Source organism: Bacillus sp. BACIII (assembly GCF_057836745.1).
Map to the genome: position 1 here is coordinate 3857765 of NZ_CM174437.1, position 23676 is coordinate 3881440.

26 protein-coding genes are annotated in these 23676 nt (G+C 45.1%); 4 read left to right on the plus strand and 22 right to left on the minus strand.

Annotated features, from left to right (window positions below):
• Nucleotides 1-52: 52 nt before the first annotated feature.
• On the plus strand, nt 53-1384 hold the full coding sequence (locus ACXN9U_RS19090) for an MFS transporter (RefSeq protein WP_489202041.1): 1332 nt from the start codon (nt 53-55) through the stop codon (nt 1382-1384).
• 32 nt (nt 1385-1416) lie between these two features.
• Here the strand turns inward: ACXN9U_RS19090 and ACXN9U_RS19095 are convergent, their stop codons facing one another.
• From ACXN9U_RS19095 to ACXN9U_RS19150, 12 genes are all read right to left on the minus strand, one after another.
• Nucleotides 1417-1797, minus strand: a complete 381-nt coding sequence (locus ACXN9U_RS19095; protein WP_016937329.1) for a VOC family protein — start codon at nt 1795-1797, stop codon at nt 1417-1419.
• A gap of 56 nt (nt 1798-1853) precedes the next feature.
• Nucleotides 1854-2792, minus strand: coding sequence for a LacI family DNA-binding transcriptional regulator (locus ACXN9U_RS19100; RefSeq protein ID WP_489202042.1), 939 nt, complete (start codon nt 2790-2792; stop codon nt 1854-1856).
• A 62-nt stretch (nt 2793-2854) separates the two neighbouring features.
• A complete protein-coding gene (gene xth / locus ACXN9U_RS19105; RefSeq protein ID WP_489202043.1) occupies nt 2855-3613 on the minus strand; it encodes an exodeoxyribonuclease III in 759 nt (252 codons plus the stop codon).
• 46 nt (nt 3614-3659) lie between these two features.
• Nucleotides 3660-4187, minus strand: coding sequence for a methylated-DNA--[protein]-cysteine S-methyltransferase (locus ACXN9U_RS19110; RefSeq protein WP_489202044.1), 528 nt, complete (start codon nt 4185-4187; stop codon nt 3660-3662).
• Entirely contained in the window at nt 4184-4765 is a 582-nt protein-coding gene (locus ACXN9U_RS19115; RefSeq protein WP_489202045.1) for a bifunctional transcriptional activator/DNA repair enzyme AdaA, read from the minus strand. The genes ACXN9U_RS19110 and ACXN9U_RS19115 overlap by 4 nt, the downstream gene beginning before the upstream one ends.
• Nucleotides 4766-4955: 190 nt before the next feature.
• A complete protein-coding gene (gene rpsR / locus ACXN9U_RS19120; protein WP_004392983.1) occupies nt 4956-5195 on the minus strand; it encodes a 30S ribosomal protein S18 in 240 nt (79 codons plus the stop codon).
• Between the two features lie 43 nt (nt 5196-5238).
• Nucleotides 5239-5757, minus strand: coding sequence for a single-stranded DNA-binding protein SsbA (gene ssbA, locus ACXN9U_RS19125; RefSeq protein ID WP_047477329.1), 519 nt, complete (start codon nt 5755-5757; stop codon nt 5239-5241).
• Nucleotides 5758-5796: 39 nt separating this feature from the next.
• Complete coding sequence (rpsF, locus tag ACXN9U_RS19130; protein WP_004392977.1) at nt 5797-6084, minus strand: 30S ribosomal protein S6; 288 nt, start codon at nt 6082-6084, stop codon at nt 5797-5799.
• A gap of 111 nt (nt 6085-6195) precedes the next feature.
• Nucleotides 6196-7296, minus strand: a complete 1101-nt coding sequence (gene ychF / locus ACXN9U_RS19135) for a redox-regulated ATPase YchF (RefSeq protein WP_049627741.1) — start codon at nt 7294-7296, stop codon at nt 6196-6198.
• Nucleotides 7297-7423: 127 nt separating this feature from the next.
• The gene (locus ACXN9U_RS19140) at nt 7424-9427 is read right to left on the minus strand and encodes a molybdopterin-dependent oxidoreductase (RefSeq protein ID WP_489202046.1); all 2004 of its coding nucleotides are present in this window, start codon (nt 9425-9427) and stop codon (nt 7424-7426) included.
• Nucleotides 9428-9473: 46 nt separating this feature from the next.
• Nucleotides 9474-9680, minus strand: a complete 207-nt coding sequence (locus tag ACXN9U_RS19145) for a DUF951 domain-containing protein (protein ID WP_004392973.1) — start codon at nt 9678-9680, stop codon at nt 9474-9476.
• Nucleotides 9681-9765: 85 nt separating this feature from the next.
• The gene (locus tag ACXN9U_RS19150; protein WP_438421038.1) at nt 9766-10770 is read right to left on the minus strand and encodes a YkvI family membrane protein; all 1005 of its coding nucleotides are present in this window, start codon (nt 10768-10770) and stop codon (nt 9766-9768) included.
• A gap of 163 nt (nt 10771-10933) precedes the next feature.
• Here ACXN9U_RS19150 and ACXN9U_RS19155 point away from each other — a divergent pair, with 163 nt between their 5' ends.
• Nucleotides 10934-11437 (plus strand): GNAT family N-acetyltransferase, encoded by a 504-nt coding sequence (locus ACXN9U_RS19155; RefSeq protein WP_489202047.1) that lies wholly within the window; start codon nt 10934-10936, stop codon nt 11435-11437.
• A 155-nt stretch (nt 11438-11592) separates the two neighbouring features.
• A complete protein-coding gene (gene yyaC / locus ACXN9U_RS19160; protein WP_489202048.1) occupies nt 11593-12207 on the plus strand; it encodes a spore protease YyaC in 615 nt (204 codons plus the stop codon).
• 30 nt (nt 12208-12237) lie between these two features.
• On the opposite strand, the gene ACXN9U_RS19165 is transcribed toward yyaC, so the two are convergent.
• The 10 genes from ACXN9U_RS19165 to rpmH form a co-directional block, all read right to left on the minus strand.
• Entirely contained in the window at nt 12238-13089 is an 852-nt protein-coding gene (locus ACXN9U_RS19165; protein WP_489202049.1) for a ParB/RepB/Spo0J family partition protein, read from the minus strand.
• Nucleotides 13082-13843, minus strand: coding sequence for a sporulation initiation inhibitor protein Soj (gene soj, locus ACXN9U_RS19170; RefSeq protein ID WP_007409899.1), 762 nt, complete (start codon nt 13841-13843; stop codon nt 13082-13084). Before soj ends, ACXN9U_RS19165 begins: the two co-directional genes overlap by 8 nt.
• Nucleotides 13844-14141: 298 nt before the next feature.
• The gene (gene noc / locus ACXN9U_RS19175) at nt 14142-14993 is read right to left on the minus strand and encodes a nucleoid occlusion protein (RefSeq protein ID WP_489202050.1); all 852 of its coding nucleotides are present in this window, start codon (nt 14991-14993) and stop codon (nt 14142-14144) included.
• A gap of 121 nt (nt 14994-15114) precedes the next feature.
• Nucleotides 15115-15834 (minus strand): 16S rRNA (guanine(527)-N(7))-methyltransferase RsmG, encoded by a 720-nt coding sequence (gene rsmG / locus ACXN9U_RS19180; RefSeq protein ID WP_489202051.1) that lies wholly within the window; start codon nt 15832-15834, stop codon nt 15115-15117.
• Nucleotides 15835-15847: 13 nt separating this feature from the next.
• Nucleotides 15848-17734 (minus strand): tRNA uridine-5-carboxymethylaminomethyl(34) synthesis enzyme MnmG, encoded by a 1887-nt coding sequence (gene mnmG / locus ACXN9U_RS19185; RefSeq protein WP_060963793.1) that lies wholly within the window; start codon nt 17732-17734, stop codon nt 15848-15850.
• Between the two features lie 16 nt (nt 17735-17750).
• Nucleotides 17751-19130, minus strand: a complete 1380-nt coding sequence (gene mnmE / locus ACXN9U_RS19190) for a tRNA uridine-5-carboxymethylaminomethyl(34) synthesis GTPase MnmE (protein WP_014419389.1) — start codon at nt 19128-19130, stop codon at nt 17751-17753.
• Nucleotides 19131-19418: 288 nt separating this feature from the next.
• Nucleotides 19419-20060, minus strand: a complete 642-nt coding sequence (gene jag, locus ACXN9U_RS19195) for an RNA-binding cell elongation regulator Jag/EloR (RefSeq protein ID WP_049627746.1) — start codon at nt 20058-20060, stop codon at nt 19419-19421.
• Nucleotides 20057-20806, minus strand: a complete 750-nt coding sequence (gene spoIIIJ / locus ACXN9U_RS19200) for a YidC family membrane integrase SpoIIIJ (RefSeq protein WP_014471334.1) — start codon at nt 20804-20806, stop codon at nt 20057-20059. Before spoIIIJ ends, jag begins: the two co-directional genes overlap by 4 nt.
• A gap of 160 nt (nt 20807-20966) precedes the next feature.
• A complete protein-coding gene (rnpA, locus tag ACXN9U_RS19205) occupies nt 20967-21317 on the minus strand; it encodes a ribonuclease P protein component (protein WP_016937314.1) in 351 nt (116 codons plus the stop codon).
• A gap of 153 nt (nt 21318-21470) precedes the next feature.
• On the minus strand, nt 21471-21605 hold the full coding sequence (rpmH, locus tag ACXN9U_RS19210; RefSeq protein ID WP_003178075.1) for a 50S ribosomal protein L34: 135 nt from the start codon (nt 21603-21605) through the stop codon (nt 21471-21473).
• 619 nt (nt 21606-22224) lie between these two features.
• On the opposite strand from rpmH, the gene dnaA reads away from it, so the two are divergent.
• The gene (dnaA, locus tag ACXN9U_RS19215) at nt 22225-23565 is read left to right on the plus strand and encodes a chromosomal replication initiator protein DnaA (RefSeq protein WP_016937312.1); all 1341 of its coding nucleotides are present in this window, start codon (nt 22225-22227) and stop codon (nt 23563-23565) included.
• Nucleotides 23566-23676: the final 111 nt, after the last annotated feature.

A 23676-nucleotide genomic window follows, 5' to 3' on the forward strand; every position in this document is an offset into this window, starting at 1 on the left:
GATAAATTTACAGTATTTTCTGATTACATTTTGCCAAGTCAGGGGGTTTTTTATGAAACATCAGACATTCTCAAATGTAGCGAACCGATTAGACCGTCTCCCTATTTCGCGTGTGCACTATCAAGTATTAACCGCTCTCGGAATCATCTATTTTTTCGATCTCGCTGATCTGTTTACGCTCAGCAACGTGGCTCCTGCGCTGATTGAGCATTGGGGCGTGAAGCTGTCCACCATTGCCGACATCACGGCTGCGTCCTTCCTCGGCATGTTTTTAGGCGCCTCGCTCGGCGGCAGGCTGTCCGATCGGATCGGCAGGAAAAAAGCGCTGAATTGTTTTGTTCTTATCTTTTCGATCTCATCTTTTCTGAATGCGCTGGCATGGGACATTCCTCCCTTAATGATTTTCAGGTTTTTGACAGGTCTCGGCGTCGCGGCCGCCATGATTGTCACTAACAGCTACTTGGCGGAATTCTTCCCATCCTCCGTTCGGGGAAAATACATTTCCTTTTGCGCCATGATCGGCTTAATCGGCGTTCCCGTGACAAACGTCGTATCCGCTTTTGTCATTCCGTTAGGCTCATGGGGATGGCGGCTCGTTTTTGTATGGGGCGCATCCGGTCTCATTTATTTCTTTTTTATCCGCCGGCTTGAGGAATCGCCGCGCTGGCACGAAAATCGGGGGGCATATGATCAGGCAGACGCCATTATGAATCGGCTTGAAGCCCGCGTAGAGAAAGAAAAAGGTCCGCTTCCCGCGCCAAAAGAAGCAGCAGAAGTACATACAGTGAAGCACGCCGGCTACTTAGGGCTGTTTCAGGGCAGGAATTTAAAGATCACCATCATCCTGTCTGCAGTATGGATTCTTGAAACCTTTGGCTTTTACGGCTTTGCCTCATGGGTTCCCAGCCTGCTGAAAAGCAACGGCATCACCATGGAAAAAACGCTGTGGTACAATGTGCTTCACTCTGTCGGCGCCCCGCTTGGCGCGTTGCTCGGTTCCATGATATCCGAGACGTTCCAAAGGAAATGGATTCTGGCCGCAAGCGCTTTTCTGACCGCCATTGCCGGACTGTTGTACGGCATGACGTTTATTCCCGTGATGATTATTGTGTTTGGATTTGTCGTCAACGTCACGGAACGGGTTTTCACCTCAAATTTATACGCATACACATCAGAGCCGTATCCGACGGAATATCGTTCGGCGGGCAGCGGACTGGCTTACGGGCTCGGCCGTTTTTCCAACATATTCGGTTCCCTGCTCGTCGGATTTATTGCCGTAAAACTCGGATACATCAGTGTCTTTTTGTTCATCGGCGGCTGCTGGCTTCTATGTTCCGTTCTGTTAATCCTCTTCGGTCCGAAAACAAATGCACAGCAAATATAATCAATAAAACAGTGCGGGTTCACCCCGCACTGTTACACTGTGATTTCTATCAAATTGCCTTCCCCATCCTCTATCACGCTCTCATAATATCCGTCACCCGTTACGCGCGGGCCGCTTACAACCTGAAATCCGTCATTTTTAAACGTCTCCGTCAGTTCATTCACCCGCTCCTTGCTGCCTGTAGAGAATGCGAGATGCGCCCATCCGGTCATATTCTGTGACGGAGTTTCATCAATGCCGCCTTTTTTCATAAGTTCCAGCCTGCATCCGGAGTCAAATGACAGAAAGTACGATTTGAAATCCTTTTTCTCATTATGGTAAAGGTCATTGGCCTTTGCCCCGAAGTATTTCTCATAAAATTCTTTCATCCGTTCTAAATCTTTCACCCATATCGCTGCATGTTCAATTCGCATATGTCCGCCTCCCTTTTTTCCTCAATCTAGTTATAAGGCATGAAATCCATTTCAGCTCAAGACTTTTTCCTCTGAAATTGGTGCATAATTTGTTTTTTAGCCGTTTCTCCGTGCAAAAACAGCAAAAATGCTTCTTTTCCGACACGTTCTAAATGAAGTTCCAGGGATGGAATATTCAAAACCCGGCTGACGCTCAAATTTCCTTCACTGATGATCTCCGCGTCCCATTTCTGTTCTTTCGCAAAGTGGTACAAGCCGGCAGCCACATCATCACTGTGGGCATAGACGGCCGTCGGCGGCTTGCTGAAACCCCAGAAATGCTCACCCGCACGCTTTCCATCGTCCATATCATGGCAACCGACCATAATGCGGGTTTCATCAAGAGAACCGAAAACCGCTTTATATGCATTTACCTTGTCGGCCGTACTCGGACTTTTTTCCGCTTCCCGCACACATGTAAAAGCAACATCTTGGTGCCCACGGTTTTTCAAATACATAAAGCTCTCTCTGTAAGCCGCCTGTCTGTCGTTATAAGCGCAGGGAATCTCTTCGTGCTGTGTATATTCACAAGCGACAATGGGTCCGTATTCAAGGTAAGGCACGGCTGTTTCCCATTCATTCGCGCGGGAGGTGACAATCAGCCCGTCAATCTTTTTCATTTTCAGCAGTTCGAAATACGTCATCTCTATAGCGGGGTCATAGTTGGTGGGGAGAAGGGTTGTCACGTAATCATGAGCAAACGCTTCCTTCGTGATACCGTTTACAATTTTGTCAAAGCAGGGATGGTCACTGTACGGCAATATCACACCGATCGTATTGGTCTTTCCGCGAATCAGATCAATGGCAGTTCGATTAGGAGTATAATCCAGCTCCTTCATTACTTGATTCACAAGACGCCTTTTCTCCTCAGATACGTACGGGTGTTGGTTTAACACGCGTGATACGGTGGCCACCGACACATTCGCCAGTTTCGCAATCTCTTTTATATTTGCCATGTGCTCCTCCATTTTCGATAATAAAAAAGCAGCAAGAGTGGATTTCTCTTACTGCTATCTCATCATAAATCCACTGTCATTTCAACAGGGCAATGGTCAGAACCCATGATATCGGCACAAATGGCCGCTTGGCTGATCCGCTGCTTCAGCCTGTCTGAAACAATAACATAATCGAGCCGCCAGCCGATATTTTTCTCGCGTGCATTCGTCCTGTAAGACCACCAGGAATACGCGCCTTCCTGATCGGGATATAAATAGCGGAACGAGTCGGTAAATCCCGCGTTCAGCAGAGCGCTGAACGCTTCCCGCTCCTGATCCGAGAAACCGGCGTTCTTTCGGTTGGCTTTTGGATTTTTCAAGTCTATCTCCCTGTGTGCGACATTCAAATCGCCGCATAAGATCACGGGCTTCTTCCGGTCAAGCTTCTGCAGATAATCCTTAAAATCCGCCTCCCATTGAAGACGGTAATCAATTCGCTCTAATCCGCGTTTGGCATTTGGCGTGTAGCAGTTAACGACGAACACGTGCTCAAATTCAAGCGTGATCATCCGTCCTTCTTGATCATGGCCGTCAATCCCCATTCCATAGGACACGTGCAGCGGCTCTTCTTTCGAGAAAACAGCCGTGCCCGAGTAGCCTTTTTTCACCGCATAGTTCCAATAGGCGTGATATCCTTCAGGCTGTAATGATACTTGTCCGTCCTGTACTTTTGTTTCTTGCAGACATAGAATATCGGCTTTCGTTTCCTGAACGTAAGTATTGATATCTCTTTTTTTCATCACGGCACGCAAGCCGTTTACATTCCAAGAAATCAGTTTCATATCTTCCCTCCCGCCGGCTCAGCCGGTATTAACATTCAGCATGTGTCTATTTCCATGTTTTATTGTGCCTGCCCTCTAATGCCAACAGCTGTTTTTTCATTTCTAAACCGCCTCTGAATCCGGTCAGTTTTCCGTTTTTCCCGATGACACGATGGCACGGAACCGTAATCAATACCGGATTTTTCCCGATTGCGGCGCCCACGGCTCTTACGGCTGACGGTTTCCGGATCATTTCTGCTATATCAGAATAGGAGTATGTCTCGCCATACGGTATGTCCATAAGCGTTTTCCATACAGCAAGCTGAAATTCCGTCCCATAAAGATCGAGCGGGACGGAAAATACGGATCTGCCATTTTTGATGTACTCGGACAGCTCTGCTGTGTAAGACGCCAGTTTTTCATCATCACGCACCAATCGGTATTCCGGCATGGCTTTTCCTGCCCACTGCGCAAGTTCTTCAAAGTTACCATGATTTGAACCTATGAAGCAAAGCCCCTTAGAAGTAGCGGCTGTATACAGGCGCCAATCATTCCATGTGAAGCGTGTCCAATAGATCATCGTCTCTTTACTCATAATGAACCTCCCTGTCTCGTTCCGGCAGTTTTTCTGTATTCTGTGGGCGAACTTCCGGTTCTCTTTTTGAAAAGGGTCGCAAAATGCGCTGTGTTTGGAAATCCGACAGTCAGAGCGATCTCCATAACTGTCTTATCAGTATGCATTAAAAGATCCCCCGCCTTCGCGAATCTTTTTTTCTGTATATACTCAATCGGAGATATTCCTTTGATTTTTTTAAATGTCCGCTGTAAATGATAAGGGCTGCCGTGACACATATCTGCCAGTATGCTCAGAGTCAGGGGTTCATGATAATGGCCGTCAATATACTCAGTGATTTGAGCAACCCATTCTTCATCTGGGAGACGAAGGCCGTTCGGACGGCACCTTTTACAAGGACGAAAATGTCTCTTTAGCGCTGCTTCAGCCGCAGCAAACACCAGTACGTTTTCCTTATTCGGAACTCTCGATTTACAAGAAGGGCGGCAGAAAATCCCCGTCGTTTTTACTGCATAATAAAATACCCCGTCATAGGAAACATCATTGTGTATGATTGCGTTCCACTTCTCATCTGTCAGGATATTTCTTTCCGTTTCCATCTCAGTCACCCCCTGTTCTTCAGTATAAACAAATTCATTTTATAAGTACGCATATTTGAATAGGCGAGCAAGATAACAAAGATGGGTGTAAGAAGCCCTTCCATGTTTCATGTGAAACATTTCGGCAGGATGGAGACGCAATAATAAAAAAAGAGCAGGAGCCCGCAGGCTCTTGCTCTTTTCTTTCGGCTTACTCGCCAGTTACGTATGGAAGTAAAGCCATTTGACGTGCGCGTTTGATCGCGATAGTCAATTTACGTTGGTATTTCGCATTTGTTCCAGTTACACGGCGAGGTAAGATTTTACCACGCTCAGAAACAAACTTTCTAAGAAGATCTACATCTTTGTAATCGATGTGCGTAATGCCGTTAGAAGTGAAGTAACAAACCTTACGGCGTTTCGCACGACCGCCTCTGCGTCCTCCTGCCATTGTCATTTCCCACCTTTCTTGTTATAAATATAGCGATAATCTATTAGAACGGAAGATCATCATCCGAGATGTCAATCGGCTTGCCGTCGTTGGCAAATGGATCATCATTAAAGCTGTTCCCTTGATTTCGTCTCTGGCTGTTCTGATTTCCGCCGAACGGATTATCATTTTGGCCTCCGCCAAAGTATTGGCCTCCGCCGCTGTTTCCTTCGTTGTATCCGCCTGATCCAGAACCGCCGCTGTTTTTAGGCTCAAGAAATTGAACACTTTCAGCTTGGACTTCTGTCACGAAGACACGCTGTCCCTGCTGGTTTTCGTAATTTCTTGTCTGGAGTCGGCCGTCTACGCCGGCAAGGCTTCCTTTTTTAAGAAAGTTTGCAACGTTTTCGGCTTGTCTTCTCCAAGTGACACAATTAATGAAATCGGCTTCACGTTCTCCGGACTGGTTCGTGAAAGTACGATTCACAGCAAGAGTAAACGTGGCGACAGCCGCACCGCTTGGCGTATAACGAAGCTCTGGGTCTTTTGTCAGTCTTCCGACTAATACAACTCGGTTAAGCATATGAAAGACCACCTTTTAACATTATATATTTCAAATTGCTTATTCTTCTTCTTTAACAACGATGTGGCGAATGATATCGTCACTGATCTTAGCTAAACGGTCGAATTCAGCAACCGCTGCAGCTTCAGACTGAACGTTTAAGATTTGGTAGAAACCGTCACGGAAATCATTGATTTCGTAAGCAAGACGACGTTTACCCCAATCTTTTGTTCCAGTGATCTCCGCTCCGTTAGAAGTCAAAACGTTGTTGAAACGCTCGATAACTGCCTTCTTTGACTCTTCGTCAATGTTTGGACGGATAATGTACATAACTTCGTACTTTTTCATCTGTTTGCACCTCCTTTTGGTCTAAGCGGCCCTTAAATGGGCAAGGAGCAATAATTCTATTACTCACAAGTTTATATTATACCAAAGCTCTTGTCCCTTTACAACTGTGTCCTATACATTAAATCGGAAATGAATGACATCTCCGTCTTGGACGATATATTCCTTACCTTCCAGACGCACTTTTCCGGCTTCTTTGGCTCCGGACATTCCGCCGCCTGCCAAGAGGTCTTCATAAGCAACCGTTTCAGCGCGGATAAAGCCGCGTTCAAAGTCAGTGTGGATGATACCCGCACACTCAGGTGCTTTCATGCCTTTTCTGAATGTCCAAGCGCGCACTTCCTGTTCGCCCGCCGTAAAGTATGTCGCAAGGCCGAGAAGAGAGTATGACGCTTTAATCAGCTGATCAAGGCCTGACTCTTCAATGCCGAGCTCTTCAAGGAACATTTGCTTTTCTTCGCCTTCCAATTCAGCAATTTCTGACTCAATTTTCGCGCAGACGACGATGACTTCGGCATTTTCATCCGCGGCGTACTCACGGATTTTCGCAACGTATTCATTGTCTGAAGGATCAGCCACTTCATCCTCGCTTACATTCGCCACATAAAGCACGGGTTTTGACGTAAGCAAATGAAGCTGCTTCACAAGCTTTTGCTGTTCTTCCGTAAATTCAACGGAACGTGCAGGCTTTTCTTGTTCGAAAGCTTCTTTTAATTTAGACAGAATATCAAATTCAAAAACCGCTTCTTTGTCTTTTTGCTTCGCAAGCTTGCTTACCCGTGTGATGCGTTTTTCGACTGTCTCCATGTCGGCAAGAATCAATTCAAGATTGATCGTTTCAATATCATCAATCGGATCGACTTTCCCTGACACGTGCGTAATATTGTCATCCGCGAATGCCCGTACAACGTGACAGATCGCGTCTACCTGACGGATATGAGAAAGAAACTTATTTCCCAGCCCTTCACCTTTAGATGCGCCTTTTACGATCCCCGCGATATCAGTGAATTCAAACGCAGTCGGCACCGTTTTTTTCGGGTTCACCAATTCAGTCAGCTTTTGCAGACGTTCATCAGGCACTTCCACGATTCCCACGTTCGGATCAATTGTACAGAACGGGTAGTTGGCTGATTCGGCACCAGCCTGGGTAATTGCATTAAATAACGTCGATTTTCCCACATTCGGCAAACCGACAATTCCAGCAGTTAAAGCCATTCTTTCATCTCCTCTATATCAAACCATCATCGTATTAAACGTATTGTAAACCTAGAGCAATTATAAGGAGGTTCATAGGAAAAGACAAGCTGAGAAAAAAGCATTTCCCGCCCTCTCTCTCCTTAGATTATCCTTTTTTAACCGCTACCAGACAGTCAAAAAGCGTACTTCCCATTCCATTATCGGAATTTGAATCTTTTGTAAGCATGTTGACCGAGCCTCCGAAAGCCGACCACATGCCTTCATCTATATTCACCGTCTTCGGGTGAGCCTGCTTCATGATTTTCACCCTGCCGCGCAGACGTCCGCGGTCATTGTATACCTCTGCCATATCTCCGTCTTGAAGTGAAAGCTCCTCGGCGATATCCGGCGACAGATCCACCTGAATCTGCTGAAGCTTTTCAATAAACGGCACGTGCTGTGAATGATTGGAGCGCTGCGGGTGAATGGACAGCAGCGTATACGGATATTTCCCGGCCAGCCCGGCGTCGTGATAAACGGATTCTTCCGGCACTTCCAATTGAGGGAGGCCGCTGTATCCTTTCTGTTCTGCCAATGACGAGACGAATTCAAACTTTCCGCTTGGGGTTAAAAATTGGAAATCATTCCATGGAACCTGTTTGACCGGAAGCGGCATATGGCCTTTTTCCTTTAATCGCTCAAGGGTGATTCCTTCTTTCTCCAAAGAAGAGAGCCCCATTTTCAAGAAATCTTCCGTACTGTAATCAAACAGCTCTCCGAATCCGAGACGCTTGGCGAGCTCCGTCCAGATCCAGCGGTCTGATTTCGCCTCTCCCTGCGGTTCCGCAAGCTTTCTGCCATACTGAACATAGTGATGGTACATGCTGGAGTAATAAATATCTTCTTCTTCAAAAACAACGGCCGTCGGCAATACATAGTCACAGAGCTTCGCCGTATCGGTCATGATCGAATCAATGGCCACTGTGACCGGTGTTTTTTCAAACGCTTCCTTCACTTTTTTTGTATTCGGCACCTGTGTCAGCGGATTGCCGCACGTCACGATAATCATCTCAATCGGCGGGTCGGCTGCATTCAGCGCCTCTTCGGCCTGTGTCATCATCGAAAACGTTCTCGTGTTTTTCTTCAGGTCAGGACGGGTGAGTTCGGTCTTTGCAAAGCTTTCACCGACTTGGACATTTCCGAAGTTGGCTCCGCCGCCTTTAATACCGACATTTCCGCTCGCTGCCGCTAAAGCGTCAATCCAGCGTATCGTCCCGCCGCCGTTTTTATATCTCTGCATCCCAAGACCCATAAAAGTAGAAGCGGGACCGTCAGCATATAGATCAGCAAGATATTCAAGCACTTCTAAAGATGTTTCGGTTTTCTCAATGATCTCATCCAATGAAATCGTGTGCAGCAGCTTTTCTATTTCTTCAAAACCGATCGAATGCTTTTGAATGAAATCGGCATCCGTTCTGCCGGTTTGGCATAATATTTTCAAAACACCCGCCGCAAGCCAGCCATCCATCCCGGGTTTAACGGAGATATACCGGTCGGCAAGCTTTGCAGTCGGGTTAAAAATAGGATCAATGACCGTCAGTGTCGCTCCTTTTTTCTTCACCTGCTGCAAATGATGATAGAGGTGCATATTCGTCCGTGACACGTTTCTGCCCCATACGATCACATGCTTGCTGTGATAAATATCAAGCGGTCCATGCCCGTAAGAACGGCCGAAATCCCAGCGCTGCGCCTCAATTCCAGACCCCCAGCAAATGCTGCCCGCAATCTCCGTCACACCGCCGTATCCATTGAAAAAACGCTGGTCGAGCGCTTTCAAAAGACCGTTATTGGCATAATCATGACTGTGCAGCACAGCGGCAGTGCCCAGCGTTTCCTTAATCTCCGCCATTTTTTCCGCAATTTCATCTAACGCCTGCTCCCAAGAAATGCGGACAAATTCGCCGTCTTTCTTTTTTAAAGGAAAACGAAGCCGCTCCGGTGCATTCGTTTTCGTCTCCAGCATTCTGCCCCGGCCGCAAATTTTCCCTTCTGTGATGGGGTGATTCGGGTCTCCGTCTACTTTCGTCACCTTTCCATCCTCAACTGTCACCAAAAAGCCGCAGCTGTCCCAGCAATTCAGCGGACACGCTGACTGATGCACTTTGCTCATCTGGCCTCTTCCTCTCCTCTATATGAAAAAGCATGAGCGTCAGCCTTTATGATGTAGGCTCCTCATGCTTGACGAGTACTTTTTTCAGCTTTCTCTCAAAATCTCTTCTCGGTATCATGACACTGTGGGAACAACCCGTGCATTTGATCCGAATATCCATTCCCATCCGAATGATTTTCCACCTGTTTTCACCGCAAGGGTGCGGCTTCTTCATTTCAACAATATCATTCAGGCCAAAGTCTTTATCTGCCAAGACCCTTCACCTCTCTTCATAGACTGCTTTATTCATTGTACAAAAAAAGTCAGGATAAGAGCAACGTCGGCACTCAAAATGAGCATTATACTTTTTTCCATCTCCCTAATACAGGGTAAAGAAGAAGACATACCAGCAAATAAAGACTTAAGAGCCCGTAAATGGGATACAAAATGGCGATTAAATCTGAAAAGCCGATTGTCGTAAAAGGCACCATCACAGCTAAAAGAAGAAGAACGAGCGTCCACCTCGGCAATTTCACAAAAACAAGCATGCGGCTGGACAGCCCGAACAGACCGGTCACGGTTGTCGTATAAATGGCTAAAAAAAGCACGGCTGTCATACAAAGAAACAACGGATAAGGAGCACCTTCAAGTACGGCAAAGAGAGGAATCTCATAATGTGTGAGACTGCCTGAGAGCTGTACAAGCGTTTCATTGTAGACAAATGAAATCACACCGAAAATCAGCCCGCTGACAACACTGGCGATTTTCGCTTCCCCCAGTCCCTTCATATCCTTCCCGACAGAAGAAAGAACCGCCACAACAGAAAGGATATTTAATGACGTAAAGGTGATGCTTGCCGGCCAATTATATTGACGGGTCAAATCTATCGTCCACGTATAGTGATGGGTTGTCTGAAAAAAGATCAAGGCATATAACAGCCCCGCTACAAGAATCGGTATCAAGATACTATTCAGAGATAATATTCCTTTTATATCCCAAAAGAATAAACAGATGGTCACAATGCAAAGAAGAAAAATACCGATCCAAAACGGCAGCTTGTACATTTGCAGCGTCACACCGCCGCCGGCAATCATGACCGTCGTCGTTGAAAATAAATAAAACATGATAAGAACATCATAGATTTTGGCAAGAGCCGGCCCCATCAAATGCTCTAGCACAGGTAAAAAGTGCGTTGATTGGACCTGATAGCTGATCTTCAGCACAATATAAGCCGAAATGGTGAACATGACTGTAAACAATACAATGGCCAGTCCGCTTTCAACACCGAAAAACTGCCATATTTCCTGCCCGCTTGCATACCCGGCTCCAATCTGGCTGCTTAATATGAGCAGCATCCACCTCATTCCGGCTCTCCACAACCTTATCACCTCATAAAATTTCTGATAATCTCCGCATATTGCTACTATATTGAGCGACAGCGGCAATCATTCATACAAACGGGACAAATATGGTACGATGAAGATGATTGACTACTCAGAAAATTCATTCGTGTAAGGAGCTCAAATCATGTACATCAGGCGTTTAAGCGCAAGTGACACCCAGCTTTACTCCAGCATCAGGCTCAAAGCATTAAAAGATCACCCGGACGCATTTGCGGTCAGCTATGATGAGGAGAAAGAATGGCCGCCCGAAAAATTCAAAGCCAGGCTTGAAGCCGACAATGCTATAGTGCTTGGCGCCATTGAGAAAAGCAGTCTTATAGGCATCATTAAAATATCCAATCATCCGCTTTATAAACTAAGACACATTGCGGTTATCGGTTCTATGTATGTTTCTCCTAAACATCGAGGATCAGGCGCAGGAAAAGCCTTAATGATTGAAGCCATCAGCCAAGCAAAAAAGATGAAAGATACGGAACAGCTCCATCTCTCGGTTACTTCAACCAATGAACCTGCAAAAAAACTCTACGCTCAGTTAGGTTTTACCCTCTTCTCTACAGAAAAAAGAGCGCTGAAATTAGATCACCAACAATATGTCGATGTAGATCATATGGTTTTATACCTTTCATGAACTTGAAGAACAACAGCTTCAGGTTCTTTTTTTTCCCGGCAGACTGATTATGACATAAGCATAAAAAAAGACAGTGCTGGATATACTGTAAACAACCATACATCACCACAAACATCAGTGTAATACTCGTATGACATGACAAGGAAGTGAACCCTATGAATCGAAAAGGCGGGCTTTTTTCTCAGGAACGGGCAAAACAATATGTGTCCCATACGGATTCCTCTGCCGCGAATCAAATACAAGCGATCCTTGCTTCATCTTTACGTAAAGCAGGAGGCAGGCCGTTAGTCATCGTGTGTATCGGTACAGATCGATCAACCGGAGATTCATTAGGTCCGCTTGTGGGAACAAAGTTAGAAAAAATGAAGTTAGGCAGATTACACGTTTACGGAACACTGTCAGACCCCGTTCACGCCGTAAATATGAAAGACAAACTGAAACATATTCAACATATACATAAAAATCCGTTTATTATAGCGGTTGACGCTTGTTTAGGCCGCGTTAAAAGCGTAGGATCATTTCAAATCGGCGATGGACCGCTGAAGCCCGGAGCCGGTGTTCAAAAAGACCTTCCTGAGATCGGTGATGTTCATATTAATGGAATCGTCAATGTCAGCGGGTTTATGGAGTATTTTGTCCTGCAGAATACGAGGCTTCATCTTGTGATGAGCATGGCGAATGTTTTGGCAGAGGGATTACAGCTGACGGATAAATCAGAAGGACGGCAGGAACGGCTCAGTCCGTTTCATAAGCTGACAAGACGTATATAAAAAAACCATCTTTTTAAAAAAAGATGGTTTTTATGCTTCTCTTTCTGACAACAGTTCGAGGATACGTTCAAGGTCTTCATTTGAGAAAAACTCAATCTCAATTTTCCCTTTTTTCTTTTGTCTCTTAATATTGACTGTTGTTCCGAAGTAATTTTGCAAATATGATTCCCGCTCTTTTAACACCACATCTTGAACAGGTTCTTTTTTCTTTGTTTCACGTGGAACATTATTGTTTAACTGTTGAATGAGCTGTTCAAGCTGACGGACGTTCAGCTGTTCTTCAACCACTTTCTTCACCAGCGGTTCAAGCTTGTTTTTATTTTTCAAACCGAGCAAGGTTCTACCGTGCCCCATGGATAACGTACCTTCTGCAATGAGGTTTTGGATGCTTTCAGGCAGTGTCAGCAGTCTCAAATGATTGGCAATATGAGGTCTGCTTTTCCCGAGCCGTTTAGCGAGCTGTTCCTGGGTAATATCCAAATGTTTCAGCAGTGAATCATATGCCAGAGCTTCTTCAAGCGGTGATAAATCTTCACGCTGAAGGTTCTCCAAAAGAGCGATTTCCCGCATCAGCGATTCAGATAACTCCCGCACGATAGCCGGCACTGTTTCTTTCCCGGCAAGCTTTGCAGCGCGATAACGGCGTTCCCCGGCTACAATATCGTAGCCTTTCAGTGATTTTCTCACGATAATGGGCTGAAGAATGCCATGCTGAGTGATGGATTCCTTCAGTTCAGCTAATGACTCATCATCAAATTGTTTTCTTGGCTGATAAGGATTGGGGCGCAAATCACTGATTTTAATCTCTTCCACTGTCTCTTCAGATAAATCAACTTGATTAAACAACGCATTAATCCCTTTTCCGAGCCCGCCTTTAGCCATTCGCTGCCACTTCCTTTGCTAAATCTAAATATACTTCCGCACCTCTCGAACGCGGATCGTATAATATGATCGGCTTGCCGTGACTCGGCGCCTCACTTAAACGGACATTACGAGGAATAATGGTTTGATACACCTTATCTCTAAAGTATTTCTTCACCTCTTCTATCACTTGAATGCCGAGATTCGTTCTGGCATCAAGCATCGTCAGAAGCACTCCTTCTATCATTAAGTCTGTATTTAAATGTTTTTGCACAAGCCGAACTGTATTTAATAATTGACTCAATCCTTCAAGAGCGTAGTATTCGCACTGAACCGGGATAACAACTGAATCTGATGCGGTAAGCGCATTAATCGTTAATAACCCGAGAGACGGAGGACAATCAATAATCATGTAATCGTAATTTTGTTTCACTGATTCTAATGCTCTTTTCAGCCTTACCTCCCGTGAGATCGTCGGAACCAATTCGATTTCCGCTCCCGCAAGCTGGATCGTGGCTGGAATGACATCTAAGTTCTCTACTGAAGTCGGTTTAATAATATCTGTTACATCTGCGTCATCTACTAAAATGTCGTACACACAATGATCCACATCGGCTTTTTCAATCCCTAATCCGCTCGTTGCGTTGCCCTGCGGATCAATATCAACAAGAAGAACCCTTTTACCTATGTAAGCTAAGCAAGCCCCCAGATTAACAGAAGTCGTTGTTTTCCCGACTCCGCCTTTTTGGTTCGTAATTGCTATGATTTTTCCCACGATGTCACCTACCTTCACATGAACATGTACTGTCTTGTTTCTATCTTATCAAAAAAAGAGTAAAGCGTTTTATTTTTTTCATAATTTGTTTATCAGCAAGTGAAAAAAATGCAAACGAAAAAGACACTTTCTCTTATAAATTCTCCGATAAAGTGACTTTTTTGACTGTAAAAAGACAATTCACGACACAACTTGATAAATTTTTACATTTATAATACATAGTGCAGAATACATCTATTATTATCTCAAAATAGTTTTTTGACTAAAATAAAAACTCCCCTGCTGGTCAGGAGAGTTTTTATTTAGGTATCCGAATGGTAAGCTGAATGTACTCTTCGAATTCTTCTTCCTCAGTATTCAGTCTGACGCCGCTGTCTTCCACCATGGACAAGGACTGGCGAATCGTATTCATCGCAATTCTTGTATCCCTGCTGAACGCTTTGCGTCTCGGCTTCGGTTTCTGCTTATTCTGTTCAAGCATTTTCACCACTCGGTCTTCCGTCTGCTTGACGTTTAAGCTTTTCTCGATGATTTCCGCAAGCAATGTGACCTGAAGCTCCGGCTGTTTGAGCGGGATCATGGCTCTTGCATGGCGTTCCGTGATTTTTTTCTCCATAATCGCATCCTGGACGGGTTCCGGAAGCTTTAACAATCGGAGCTTGTTCGCAATCGTTGACTGGCCTTTTCCTAAGCGCTGCGCCAAGGCTTCCTGTGTTAAATCATGAAGTTCTAACAGCCTTGCGTACGCATGAGCTTCCTCAATGGAGGACAATTCTTCTCTCTGCAGGTTTTCAATCAAAGCAACAGAAGCTGTCTCCGTATCAGAGAAGTTCTTTATAATTGCGGGAATATTTTCCCATTCAAGCGTCTGTACCGCTCTCCAGCGCCTTTCACCCGCAATGAGCTCATATTGTCCTTCCTCTTCTGTATGTCTGACAACAATCGGCTGAATGATGCCGTGTGTATGGATAGTCATTGCTAACTCTTTAATCTTTTCATCTGAGAAAATGGTGCGTGGCTGAAAACGGTTGGGAACGATAGCATGTACCGGTATTTCGAGTATCTCTTCTTTATTTGTATCATGCTCTGCTATCTCCGGTTCCTCTTCCTTCTCACCAAACCCGAAGAAACGAGAGAATGAATGCTTCATGTACCTACACCACCTTTAAAAACTGCCATTTTTATAATTCTATTTTCTCATGGTTTTTCCTGCTGTATCTTCATCAATTTTGCAGAAAATATGATGGAATTGTCACATCAGGCTGTCTAAATTACCCTTCAATTGGCGATTTATTCGGAGTACCCGGTTTTCTCGGATATTTTTTCGGAGTGCTTTTCGTCTTGCGAATGATCATAATGTTCCGTTCACTTTCTTCGACGGGAAGTGTAAAGGAATGAACTTGTTCTAGCTCTCCTCCCAATACTTTAATCGCCTTTTGCCCCGCTTTCAGCTCTTCATCAGCGGCTGCTGCTTTTAGTGCCGCAAATACGCCGTTTTTCTTGACAAGCGGCAGACAAAGCTCACTCAGGACTGACAGACGCGCCACCGCACGAGCGGTCACGAGATCAAAGCTTTCCCGGACGTCCTTCCGCTGTCCGAATGTCTCTGCCCTGTCATGGACAAATGTCGTATGCTCTAATTGTAAAGCATCAGAGAGAGTTTCCAAAAACGTAATCCGCTTATTCAGTGAATCGACGATGGTGACATGCAGATGCGGGAAGCAGATTTTGACGGGCAGGCTTGGAAAACCGGCACCGGCGCCAACATCACAAAGAGTGGTGACCTTTTCAAAATCAATATAAAATGCCGCCGTAATCGAATCATAAAAATGCTTAAGATATACTTCCTTTTTCTCAGTGATGGACGTCAGATTCATTTTTTCGTTCCATTCCACGAGCATCTGGTAATACAACTCGAATTGCTCCAGCTGGCGGTCAGAAAGGGAAATCCCTTTCTCCGCTAAACTGGATGTAAATTCCTCTATACTCATGCCGTCATCCTTTCTATTCAGCTACCTTGGCAATACGGCCCTGCTCCAGGTAAACCAGCAGGATTGAAATGTCTGCCGGATTGACCCCGGAAATACGGGACGCTTGAGCAACTGATAAAGGACGCACTTCTTTCAGCTTTTGACGGGCTTCAGTAGCAATTCCTTTAATGGCGTCATAATCAATCCGATCAGGGATTTTTTTATTTTCCATTTTCTTCAGCTTCTCCACTTGCTGCAAGGATTTTTCGATATATCCTTCATATTTCACTTGGATTTCCACTTGTTCCGCCACATCTTGCGGAACCGGAGAATCAGCAGGCGCTAGTTTTGTCACTGTTTCATAGTTCATTTCCGGACGTTTCATTAAATCTGTGCCGCGCACTCCATCTTTCAGCTCGCTTCCGCCGAGTGAACGGATATATTCCTGATTCTCAGGAGACGGCTTGATAATAACAGACCAGAGACGTTTTTTCTCAGCCTCGATCGCCGCTTTTTTCTTTTCAAACGCTTCATAGCGCTCATCCGAAATTAAGCCGATCTCATGGCCGATTTCCGTCAGACGAAGATCCGCGTTGTCATGGCGGAGCAGCAGTCTGTATTCCGCCCGTGAAGTCAGCAGACGATACGGTTCATTGGTTCCTTTCGTTACCAAATCATCAATCAATACACCGATATACGCATCGGAACGGCTGAGGATAACCTCTTCTTTTCCAAGCGCTTTGCGGCCTGCGTTAATTCCTGCCATAATTCCTTGCCCGGCTGCTTCCTCATAGCCTGATGTACCGTTAATTTGACCGGCCGTGTACAGGTTAGGGATTTTTTTCGTCTCCAGTGTAGGCCAGAGCTGCGTCGGTACGATCGCGTCATACTCAATCGCGTATCCGGCTCTCATCATCTGCACCTTTTCCAGTCCCGGAATGGTCGCCAGCATCCGCTGCTGCACGTCCTCAGGAAGGCTCGTGGATAAACCTTGAACGTATACTTCCTGCGTATTTCTGCCTTCCGGCTCAAGGAAAATCTGGTGACGCGGTTTATCATTAAAGCGAACGACTTTATCTTCAATGGAAGGGCAATATCGCGGTCCTGTTCCCTTAATCATACCGGAATACATTGGTGAACGATGCAGGTTGCTGTCAATGATCTCATGAGTCTCAGGACTCGTGTAAGTCAGCCAGCAAGGCAGCTGATCGGTAATGTATTCAACCGTTTCATATGAGAAAGCGCGCGGAACCGGATCTCCCGGCTGGATTTCCGTTTTGCTGTAATCAATGGAATCACTTGAGACGCGTGGAGGCGTTCCCGTTTTAAAACGAACGAGATCAAAACCAAGCTCCTCTAAGTGCTCAGAAAGTTTAATAGACGGCTGCTGGTTATTCGGACCGCTTGAGTAAGACAGATCTCCGAGAATGATCCGCCCTCTTAAATACGTTCCGGTTGTCAGCACGACCGATTTTGCCTTATATTCAGCACCGGTTTGCGTAATGACACCGCGGCACTTACCGTCTTCAATGATTAAACGCTCGGCAATCCCTTGAAGAAGTGTCAAATTCGGTGTTTTTTCCAGCGTATGCTTCATTTCATGCTGATATTGGAATTTATCCGCCTGCGCACGCAGCGCCCGTACGGCCGGACCTTTCCCTGTATTCAGCATTCTCATTTGAATATGAGTTTTATCTATATTTCTAGCCATTTCTCCGCCGAGCGCGTCAATTTCGCGGACGACAATCCCTTTTGCGGGGCCGCCGACAGACGGATTACATGGCATAAACGCAACCATATCAAGATTAATCGTCAAAACAAGCGTTTTAGCTCCCTGGCGCGCGGATGCGAGGGCAGCCTCAACACCGGCATGCCCGGCGCCGATGACGATCACGTCGTATTGGCCTGCTTCATACCCCATGGTTTTTTCCTCCCTTTTATTTACCTAAACAAAATTGTGAAAAGAGCTGATCAATTAAGCTTTCGTGGACGGCATCACCGATGATTTCGCCCAGCAGCTCCCAGCACCTTGTCAGATCAATTTGCACCATATCAATCGGAACATCCTGTTCAATTCCGTTCAGCGCATCATCAATCGCTTGCTTTGCCTGATGCAGAATCGAGATATGACGGGTATTGCTGACATATGTGAGATCTCCGCTTTCGATCGCTCCTGTATAAAATAGCGACTGAATCGCTTCCTCTAAATCTTGAATGCCTTCTTCTTTCAGCAATGAGGTCGTGACGACAGGCCGGCCTTTCGCAAGCTCCTTGACGCGCTCAGCGTCAATCTTAGCCTCAAGATCCGTCTTATTCATAATGACTATGACGTCCATTCCCTCAACAGCTTCAAATAATTTCACATCTTCTTCAGAAAGCTCTTCGCTGTGGTTAAGCACAAGCAAAATGAGATCCGCTTCCTTCAGAACCTGGCGTGAGCGTTCTACACCGATTCTTTCGACGATGTCTTCGGTCTCACGGATTCCGGCAGTATCGACAAGCCGGAGCGGCACGCCTCGGACATTGACATATTCCTCAATCACATCACGCGTCGTTCCCGGAATATCCGTTACGATCGCCTTCGTTTCATGGACAAGACTGTTAAGCAAAGAGGATTTCCCGACGTTCGGACGGCCGATGATTACGGTAGACAATCCCTCGCGTAAAATTTTCCCCTGCTCAGACGTACGAAGCAGCGCTTCAATTTCTTTCTTCACGCCGCCCGCCTTCTCCACCAGAAGCTGATGAGTCATTTCTTCGACGTCATCATATTCCGGATAATCTATATTAACCTCAACATGGGCAAGTGTTTCTAACAATTCATCCCGAAGACGGCGGACTAGCGCGGAAAGCCGTCCTTCCATCTGGTTCATGGCGACATTCATGGCACGGTCCGTTTTGGCCCTGATCAGATCCATCACCGCTTCCGCCTGTGAAAGGTCAATCCGTCCGTTTAAAAATGCGCGCTTCGTAAACTCACCGGGTTCCGCCAGTCTCGCACCTTCTCTTAAAGCAAGCTGGAGCACCTGATTAACCGTCACAATTCCTCCGTGACAGTTGATTTCAATGACATCTTCCCTTGTGAATGTTCTGGGCGCTCTTAAAACAGACACCATCACTTCCTCAATAATCCGTCCCGTCGTGCTGTCTGCGATATGCCCGTAATGAATGGTATGCGATTCTGCCGAACTGAGCGTTTTGCCTTTCGGACCTTTGTACATTTTGTCGGCAATTTTCACGGCTTCCGGCCCGCTCAGCCGAACGATCGCGATCGCGCCTTCACCCATCGGAGTTGAAATCGCTGCAATTGTATCCATGCTGTTCACCTCTCTTTATCTCTGTTTCCATCTATATAAAAAATTGATTTACGCCAAAATTAAAAGATAACATAGTTTGGTTTGAAGTGGAAGATACGTTATCCACAAAGGCAGAAATTCATCCCTTATTACTTTAACTTATCCACATGTGAATAACAATTAATTTTATTTCCTAAAACCTTTTTTATCAACAGCATACACCGAAAAAGAAAAAACTTAAACGCAAAAAATGCGATTCTGCTTAGGAATAGAGCCGTTTTTGCCAATAAAAAAACCGAAGTTCCGATTTTACCCGGACTTCGGTTTTCTGCTATCTTTATGGGAAATAACGAGATGGCGGTACCGGCCTTCACCGGTAGAAAAAGTTTTGATATTTGGGTGCTTCGACAGAGCGTCATGGATGATTTTTCTTTCGCCTGACGGCATCGGTTCTAAATGCACATCTTTTTTTGTTTTCGACACCTGCTTGGCCAGCCTGTTTGCCAGCTGGTCCAGAATTTCTCTTCTTTTCAGACGATAATTTTCAGCGTCGACAACGGCGTGGCGATACTGGCCGGAGCCGCGGTTCAAAACAAGCTGCGTCAATGTTTCCAGAGCATTGAGTGTTTGTCCTCTTTTGCCAATAAGCAGCGCCGCTTTTTCACCTTTAATGTGAAAACAGACTGTTTTCTTGTTTTCTTCCGTGACAATCTCAGAAGGCCCCGCAATGGAATTGATGATTTCTTCCAGATACGCTTTCGCTTCCTGAACAGGATTTTTTTTCTCTTCCAGTTCTACGATCGCATTCTTTTTTCCGAAAATACCCAAAAATCCTTTAGATTCTTCCTGCACCACCGTTATTTCTACTTGATCTTCCGTCAGTTGAAGTTCCTGAAGGCCTGATTGAACTGCTTCTTTGACATTCCGTCCCGCAGCAGTCACCTTCTTCACTTTTTCTTTCCTCCCGCTTTCTGCGTTTCCGGATCGTGTTTAATGTCAGGCCCTTTAATAAGGAATGTCTGAGCAATCATAAACAGGTTTCCGACTACCCAATACAGAGAAAGCGCGCTCGGGAAGTTGATCGCAAATACGATGATCATGATCGGCATAATCCATACCATCATTGCCATTTGAGGATTCTGAGATGGATTTCCGGCCATCATCAGCTTCTGCTGGACAAAAGTGGCCACACCGGCAACGATAGGAAGAATATAGTAAGGATCTTTCTCTCCTAAATCAAACCATAAAAAGCTGTGCTGTGAAATGGCTTGCGTACGCATAATCGCGTGGTAGAATCCGATCAAAATCGGCATTTGAATCAGGATCGGAAAACATCCCGCCAATGGGTTTACCCCATGCTTTGAAAACAGGGCCATTGTTTCCTGCTGAAGCTTCTGCTGCGTTTTTTGATCTTTTGAGCTGTATTTTTCTCTAAGCTTCTGCATTTCCGGCTGAAGCGCCTGCATTGCTTTTGAGCTTCGAAGCTGCTTGATCATCAGCGGCAGAATCAGCAGACGGATTAAAATCGTAACGATGATGATCGATAAACCATAGTTATCGCCCGTCAGTTTTGCTACGTACGTAATGACTTCTGACAATGGGTACACAACATATTTGTCCCAGAAATGCGGACTATTCGCCGTAATCGGCTCTTTTACACTCGAGCACCCGGCCAGCAGCACGAGCATACCGACCATACTCAGTAGTAACCATATTCTCCTTTTCAAGAACGTTTCCTCCTATACCATTCTTTATAAACCTTGTATGTATTTTAGCATCTTTCAGTTTTAAATGGCGGTCATTTTTCGCCAAACAAAAGGAAGCGCTTTTAAAAACGTGAAGAAAACAAAATATGAGCTATTTTGACGAAGATTTCTTATATAAAGAGGTTTTTCTGAATAAGTGCTGCAGACTTTTTTTTGTTTCTTCAAAACTGAGGTCGGCGGCGGGTTTTCTAGCGATAATAATAAAATCTTTCGGCTTGAGCAGCTCTTTTTCCTCCTGAACCGCCTGTCTGATTAACCGCTTCACCCGGTTGCGCACGACGGCGTTGCCGATTTTTTTACTGACAGAAAGCCCTACCCGGAGCTCTTCCTGCTGCGGCTGATCAAGCGTATACAGCACGAACTGGCGGTTTGCCATAGACGTTCCGCGTTTAAACACTTTTTGAAAATCTTCATTTTTCTTTAACCGATTTCGCTTCTTCACTTTGATTCACTCCGATATTCACTCGCAGAAACTTTTATTTCTATCCTAAAAAAAACGGGCCGCCGGAATACTGAAGAAATTTCTCCAGTACCGGGCGACGCATGATCTCTTTTCTCTTAATGTGAAAAAAGACCACTGACATTATTCAGTGGCCTAAGCTGATAATACTTTTCTGCCTTTGCGGCGACGGCGTGCTAATACTAGACGACCGTTTTTTGAACTCATACGGCTTCTGAAGCCATGAACTTTACTGCGTTTACGGTTATTCGGTTGGAATGTTCTTTTCATTTATGACACCTCCCTCGAGGAATAGCTGTTAAAGACAGTCTTACTTATTATATTTGTGCTGCCTATTCATTGTCAACTTCAGCAGTGCTTTTATTTCTTACAACCATAATAGGATAACATACCTTAACCAGATTAGAAACCTTAATTTTCATATTCCTTTTTTTAACGCAAAAACGCCGCGCGCCCTCCGGAAAAAACGGTATGTGGATAATTTTTTGGCCTTTTTTTAATATCCACAATCGTTATCGACAACATTTTCACATTGCTAACCCCTGTGGACAAAGATTTTTCAACAAGTTGTCAGGTTTGTGGATAAGATTACGAGAACCGTTGCAAGTCCTCGCTTAATTTGATATTATATTTGTGTTTTAACTCTTAATTATTGATTCACTCCGTTCTCTTTATCCACAAAGTGTGGATAAGTTGTGGATTGTTTTCACACAGCTTGTGTAGATTGTTGTCCACAACTTGTGGAATTTGTCGAAAAGCTATTTTTCTACTATACTATATGTTTTCAACATTTCGTGTGTACGAATGGTCAGAGCCATATGCTCTTTTTTTGTGTTCTATAACAGGGGAAGAGCGCTGATTTTAAAGAAAAGGAGGGCTGTGCCGGATAATGGAGAATATATTAGATCTTTGGAATCAAGCTTTAGCTCAGATAGAGAAAAAGTTAAGCAAACCGAGCTTCGAAACTTGGATGAAGTCGACGAAAGCCCATTCGCTGCAAGGAGATACCTTAACCATCACCGCTCCCAATGAATTTGCCAGAGACTGGCTGGAGTCCAGGTACTTACATCTCATTGCAGATACCATATATGAATTGACCGGGGAAGAATTGAGCGTCAAATTTGTCATTCCTCAAAATCAGGATGCGGAAGACTTTTTGCCGAAACCGCAAGTGAAAAAAGCGGCAAAAGAGGAACCGTCTGATTTTCCCCAAAGCATGCTCAACCCGAAATATACATTCGACACATTCGTCATCGGATCGGGAAACCGATTCGCCCATGCAGCATCACTGGCTGTAGCGGAAGCACCCGCTAAAGCGTACAACCCTTTATTTATTTACGGGGGAGTCGGTTTAGGAAAAACCCACTTAATGCACGCAATCGGCCATTATGTCATTGATCATAATCCTTCAGCCAAAGTGGTGTACCTGTCTTCTGAAAAATTCACAAATGAATTCATCAACTCAATACGCGACAATAAAGCCGTTGATTTTCGCAACCGCTACCGGAATGTTGATGTACTTTTGATAGATGATATTCAATTTTTAGCCGGAAAAGAACAAACACAGGAAGAGTTTTTCCATACATTCAATACGCTTCATGAAGAAAGCAAACAAATCGTGATTTCCAGTGACAGACCGCCGAAAGAGATCCCGACCCTTGAAGATCGCCTGCGTTCGCGATTCGAATGGGGATTGATTACGGATATCACGCCGCCTGATCTGGAAACGCGGATTGCCATCCTGAGAAAAAAAGCGAAGGCGGAAGGCCTTGATATTCCGAACGAGGTCATGCTTTACATCGCGAATCAGATTGACAGCAACATCCGTGAACTGGAAGGGGCATTAATCCGGGTTGTTGCCTATTCATCTTTAATCAATAAAGACATTAATGCGGACCTGGCTGCAGAAGCATTGAAAGATATTATTCCTTCCGCAAAGCCTAAGGTCATCACGATAAAAGAGATTCAGCGGATTGTCGGACAGCAGTTCAACATTAAGCTTGAAGATTTCAAAGCGAAAAAGCGTACGAAATCCGTTGCGTTCCCAAGACAAATTGCCATGTATCTTTCCAGAGAAATGACGGACTCTTCTTTGCCTAAAATCGGAGAAGAATTTGGCGGGAGAGACCATACAACCGTCATTCATGCTCATGAAAAGATTTCAAAACTGCTGATTGATGACGAGCAGCTTCAGCAACAGGTAAAAGAAATAAAAGAACAGCTTAAATAATAGAGCCCGCGGATGAATCGGGGAAAGTGTGAATAACTTTTCGCTAGCCATGCACAGTCTGTCCACATGTGGATAGGCTGTGTTTCCTGTCTTTCTCACAACTTATCCACA

Excerpts from the sequence above, each read along its gene's own strand:
- ACXN9U_RS19090 (WP_489202041.1), top strand. The coding sequence starts at position 53 with ATGAAACATCAGACATTCTCAAATGTAGCGAACCGATTAGACCGTCTC.
- ACXN9U_RS19095 (WP_016937329.1), bottom strand. The coding sequence starts at position 1,797 with ATGCGAATTGAACATGCAGCGATATGGGTGAAAGATTTAGAACGGATG.
- ACXN9U_RS19100 (WP_489202042.1), bottom strand. The coding sequence starts at position 2,792 with ATGGCAAATATAAAAGAGATTGCGAAACTGGCGAATGTGTCGGTGGCC.
- xth (WP_489202043.1), bottom strand. The coding sequence starts at position 3,613 with ATGAAACTGATTTCTTGGAATGTAAACGGCTTGCGTGCCGTGATGAAA.
- ACXN9U_RS19110 (WP_489202044.1), bottom strand. The coding sequence starts at position 4,187 with ATGAGTAAAGAGACGATGATCTATTGGACACGCTTCACATGGAATGAT.
- ACXN9U_RS19115 (WP_489202045.1), bottom strand. The coding sequence starts at position 4,765 with ATGGAAACGGAAAGAAATATCCTGACAGATGAGAAGTGGAACGCAATC.
- rpsR (WP_004392983.1), bottom strand. The coding sequence starts at position 5,195 with ATGGCAGGAGGACGCAGAGGCGGTCGTGCGAAACGCCGTAAGGTTTGT.
- ssbA (WP_047477329.1), bottom strand. The coding sequence starts at position 5,757 with ATGCTTAACCGAGTTGTATTAGTCGGAAGACTGACAAAAGACCCAGAG.
- rpsF (WP_004392977.1), bottom strand. The coding sequence starts at position 6,084 with ATGAAAAAGTACGAAGTTATGTACATTATCCGTCCAAACATTGACGAA.
- ychF (WP_049627741.1), bottom strand. The coding sequence starts at position 7,296 with ATGGCTTTAACTGCTGGAATTGTCGGTTTGCCGAATGTGGGAAAATCG.
- ACXN9U_RS19140 (WP_489202046.1), bottom strand. The coding sequence starts at position 9,427 with ATGAGCAAAGTGCATCAGTCAGCGTGTCCGCTGAATTGCTGGGACAGC.
- ACXN9U_RS19150 (WP_438421038.1), bottom strand. The coding sequence starts at position 10,770 with ATGAGGTGGATGCTGCTCATATTAAGCAGCCAGATTGGAGCCGGGTAT.
- ACXN9U_RS19155 (WP_489202047.1), top strand. The coding sequence starts at position 10,934 with ATGTACATCAGGCGTTTAAGCGCAAGTGACACCCAGCTTTACTCCAGC.
- yyaC (WP_489202048.1), top strand. The coding sequence starts at position 11,593 with ATGAATCGAAAAGGCGGGCTTTTTTCTCAGGAACGGGCAAAACAATAT.
- ACXN9U_RS19165 (WP_489202049.1), bottom strand. The coding sequence starts at position 13,089 with ATGGCTAAAGGCGGGCTCGGAAAAGGGATTAATGCGTTGTTTAATCAA.
- noc (WP_489202050.1), bottom strand. The coding sequence starts at position 14,993 with ATGAAGCATTCATTCTCTCGTTTCTTCGGGTTTGGTGAGAAGGAAGAG.
- rsmG (WP_489202051.1), bottom strand. The coding sequence starts at position 15,834 with ATGAGTATAGAGGAATTTACATCCAGTTTAGCGGAGAAAGGGATTTCC.
- mnmG (WP_060963793.1), bottom strand. The coding sequence starts at position 17,734 with ATGGGGTATGAAGCAGGCCAATACGACGTGATCGTCATCGGCGCCGGG.
- mnmE (WP_014419389.1), bottom strand. The coding sequence starts at position 19,130 with ATGGATACAATTGCAGCGATTTCAACTCCGATGGGTGAAGGCGCGATC.
- spoIIIJ (WP_014471334.1), bottom strand. The coding sequence starts at position 20,806 with ATGGTCGGTATGCTCGTGCTGCTGGCCGGGTGCTCGAGTGTAAAAGAG.
- rpmH (WP_003178075.1), bottom strand. The coding sequence starts at position 21,605 with ATGAAAAGAACATTCCAACCGAATAACCGTAAACGCAGTAAAGTTCAT.
- dnaA (WP_016937312.1), top strand. The coding sequence starts at position 22,225 with ATGGAGAATATATTAGATCTTTGGAATCAAGCTTTAGCTCAGATAGAG.